The sequence below is a fragment of the Burkholderia sp. RS01 genome (assembly GCF_039748055.1).
GTDB lineage: Bacteria > Actinomycetota > Actinomycetes > Actinomycetales > Micrococcaceae > Arthrobacter.
Window position 1 is genome coordinate 1 of record NZ_JBDLAK010000083.1, and the last position, 224, is coordinate 224.

The 224-nt window shown below is 71.9% G+C and carries 1 protein-coding gene; it reads left to right on the forward strand.

What is annotated here, in order from left to right; translation table 11 throughout:
• Positions 1–224 (forward strand): hypothetical protein (locus tag ABFP37_RS22630; RefSeq protein ID WP_347035051.1); only part of this gene is annotated, 224 nt, incomplete at both ends.

Below are 224 nucleotides of genomic sequence, written 5' to 3' on the forward strand. Positions count from 1 at the left end.
CCTCGACGGCCTCATCGGCGCCTGCAAAACCGCCCTCGCCACCGCAACCCTGCCCGCCACCGGCGGCCTCCGACCCCAGGTCATGGTCACCATCAGCTACCAGGACCTCCTCAACCGCCTCGACACCACCGCCACCAACGGACCCCGCTACAACACCCCCGCGGGCGGGCCACCCGGCACCGCGACCGGCACCGGAACGTTCACCTACACCGGACCCGTCACCC